The 496-nt window shown below is 40.3% G+C and carries 1 rRNA gene and 1 pseudogene; one reads left to right on the forward strand and one right to left on the reverse strand.

The features are described from left to right. Positions 1-327: pseudogene (locus ACYQ73_RS28260) on the forward strand (IS30 family transposase); the annotation flags it as partial. Between the two features lie 53 nt (positions 328-380). On the opposite strand, the gene rrf reads toward ACYQ73_RS28260, so the two are convergent. Then, a 5S ribosomal RNA gene (rrf, locus tag ACYQ73_RS28265) occupies positions 381-496 on the reverse strand.

Here is a 496-nt window from a genome sequence, read left to right on the forward strand (position 1 = left end):
ACGTCTTCTTCATACTAAATTACCAAAAGGCACTATAAAAACAGCCACAACAGACAGAGGTAAAGAATTTAGCTGCTATAAAGTGTTAGAAAAAGACTTGAAAATTGATGTTTATTTTGCGGACGCCAATTCTTCTTGGCAACGTGGAAGTAACGAAAATGGGAATGGGTTACTTCGCGAATTCTTCCCTAAGCAAACAAATTTCGAAGAAGTATCACCAGAAGAACTAACAAAATCATTAAACTATATCAACAACTGACCAAGAAAATGTCTTGGTTGGAAACTGCAAACGAGGCTTTTAATGAGCAATTGTTGCACTTAATTTGACAAATCATCTCATAGAAAAAAAGCCGAGGAATAAATCCTCGGCTTTTTCAGGTGCCTAGCGACGTCCTACTCTCACAGGGGGAAGCCCCCAACTACCATCGGCGCTAAAGAGCTTAACTTCCGTGTTCGGTATGGGAACGGGTGTGACCTCTTTGCCATCATCACTAGA

The sequence above is a fragment of the Lysinibacillus sp. CTST325 genome (genome assembly GCF_054665055.1).